Raw genomic sequence first — 2,627 nt, 5'->3', positions numbered from 1 at the left:
AGGATGAAAGACATACGCATTTTTATTGCTTCCAAAATAAAAATTCCCATCATAGTTTACGAATACATCCGCTTTGATATTCGAATAAACAGTCCAACACGCCAGCAGTTCATCATAGACAAGTGTTTTTCCATTTGGAAAAGATAGATAGTACTTCCCTTCAAAATAACCCGCAACAGCTTTACTTTTTTCTGTAAGTGGGATTGCACGCATTGTCGATTCTATTTGCTTGGTTATAATTTGTGCACTTACCATATTAAAATCATTCGCAAATAATCCATATACATGTGTATCACTCAAATAAAAAATTTGATTTCCAACTACTTTAATACTCTCAGGTGCCATACAGCCCGTTGGTGTATTGATCTTTACTAATTCATAATCATATGTTGTTTTTCCATATAAAGCCCATATGGAATACCTGCAGAAGATAATTAAACTATTCCGAAACGTTACCAGCCCTACGATTTCATCATTCTCATTACTTGCCACATCAAAAAAATTAATGGCGGGAAAATAATCATATACAGCGTATCCAAGTTTTGGATCGATGTGGGAGAATGAAACGCGATTCTTTATGTCATGACCCACAACAAATAACCGTCCGCCAAAGAAAGCCATGTATTTACAGTTAAATAAAGAACCTATATCATTCAATCCTGGGTTTCTTTGTTCATCCGCAGTAGGTACATATGCTGTGACAGAGGATAACTGATTTTCAGCATACACTTTTAGAGAGATATTATTGGCAACTAAAACAACACGGTTTCCTTTTCGGTCTTTCATCGTGATAAAATTCGCTCTGTCACCAGTAGAGGGCGGACCTGGGATATCAACNATTGGCAACTAAAACAACACGGTTTCCTTTTCGGTCTTTCATCGTGATAAAATTCGCTCTGTCACCAGTAGAGGGCGGACCTGGGATATCAACAAAGAATTTCCCATTCCATCTCCTCAGACGGTCACCCATCATCAATAACTCATTTGTACCATCTGACTTGAGAAATGTATAGGCGCCTGTTATTTTCTCTCCTACATAAGCAACTTGCTTATAACCTGTTCGTTTCCGAATTTCCCCCACACCAATCACTGCATTTTCTACTTTACTGAGTTCTTTATCCGTAATTAAATTTGAATAAACCGTATCATTCAATCCCATTGAAAAATCTTTAAATTCAGCAGTATCCTTCAATCCTCATCACTCCCTTTCAATCCGCAAGGAAGGTAGGAGCAGCATCACTATACTCGTGGACGGTCTTGATTCGTACACCGGACCTCTTTACTTTCCGTTTCTCACGAAAGACAGCATATTGTTGTCTACGTTGTTCATATCGCTGCATACGATCTGGTCTATCCGCATAATCTCCATCCATAAACTGTAGTTGTCCAACAGCGTATAAAATTAATAAATCGTGATAGGGACTATCAATTTCAGGTACATCTTCCATTCCTTTTAGATGAATGGATCGAATTTCTACGCGAGGTTTCGCATTAGGCTATATTGGGAGNCTATCCGCATAATCTCCATCCATAAACTGTAGTTGTCCAACAGCGTATAAAATTAATAAATCGTGATAGGGACTATCAATTTCAGGTACATCTTCCATTCCTTTTAGATGACTTAACTTTTTATAATAATAGACTTCAATAGGTTGTTGACTCCCACCTTGTAGCATCAATTCATTTCCCCACACCCAATACCCTTGCTGATTTTGTTCTCCTACAGGTATGCGCGTAAATACTTTGTTCATTTGCATCACTCGTTCCATATCTTGTACGTCATTTGGTAATGTGTATGGATATGTTAAAGTGGCTTTCTTTTCTACCCTTGCAATCGGGGTGATATCATCTAATGCACGATTGAGCCAATGTTGAATATCTCCATTTTCAAAAATGTCATCAACATCCCGGTTCACTTGTAGGATTAGCTCTTGCAGGTTCATTTCCATTCCCTCCCACATTTACACCCTGTACATATTTCTGTACGCCATCCACACGACCATATGCATGCGCATTCCAAAAGGCTTCTTTTGATTCTCTCGCATAATCTTCCGCTAGATCATTCAGTTTTCTCTCTTCTTCTTGTTGTCTCTTTTTCTCTGTATCTTCCACAGTTTGAACAGCGGAGAACCCATTCACTGTATGGATTCTCTTGATGTGGTCTACAATTCTTGCGTCCAATTGTTCAAATCCGATTTGTGGAATTTTCATAATCGACATATCTAATAGTCCATCCATAATGACATGTTCCCCATTTTTAGGATTCCACATAAGATACAAGTGGNTCAAATCCGATTTGTGGAATTTTCATAATCGACATATCTAATAGTCCATCCATAATGACATGTTCCCCATTTTTAGGATTCCACATAAGATACAAGTGAGGATCATAGGATTGTAGCTGTTCTTCCACATGATAGATGTCATTTAAAACTGTTCGTTGAAATCCACGTCGTTCACACACGCCCATGATCTATACCTCCGTGAAGTTTAAAAAAGAGGAGCTAGTCGCTCCTCTCATTCTATTTGGTATATCCAGTTGCTTCTTGCACGTCTGACAGTTGCCAGAAGGCATTACGTGCGTGACATACCATTGTTTCTAACATATACGCGGTCGCTTCATATGC

At 38.5% G+C, this 2,627-nt stretch carries 1 protein-coding gene and 4 pseudogenes; all 5 read right to left on the bottom strand.

The features are described 5' to 3' along the window. Positions 1 to 838: 838 nt before the first annotated feature. A pseudogene (locus ASE54_RS37155) lies at positions 839 to 1,192 on the bottom strand (hypothetical protein); the annotation flags it as partial. A 16-nt stretch (positions 1,193 to 1,208) separates the two neighbouring features. Beyond that, a pseudogene (locus tag ASE54_RS34865) lies at positions 1,209 to 1,460 on the bottom strand (hypothetical protein); the annotation flags it as partial. A 49-nt stretch (positions 1,461 to 1,509) separates the two neighbouring features. Beyond that, positions 1,510 to 1,943, bottom strand: a 434-nt coding sequence (locus tag ASE54_RS37630; RefSeq protein ID WP_157449595.1) for a hypothetical protein, incomplete at its 3' end; no start/stop codon positions are given. Beyond that, positions 1,900 to 2,284: pseudogene (locus ASE54_RS37625) on the bottom strand (2,3-dihydroxybenzoate--AMP ligase); the annotation flags it as partial. The pseudogene ASE54_RS37625 and the gene ASE54_RS37630, both read right to left, overlap by 44 nt. Before the next feature lie 99 nt (positions 2,285 to 2,383). Next, positions 2,384 to 2,470: pseudogene (locus tag ASE54_RS37620) on the bottom strand (2,3-dihydroxybenzoate--AMP ligase); the annotation flags it as partial. Positions 2,471 to 2,627 lie beyond the last annotated feature (157 nt).

It is taken from the genome of Bacillus sp. Root131, assembly GCF_001429475.1.
Lineage (GTDB): Bacteria > Bacillota > Bacilli > Bacillales > Bacillaceae_G > Bacillus_A > Bacillus_A thuringiensis_S.
This window is presented reverse-complemented; position numbering and strand designations above follow the sequence as displayed.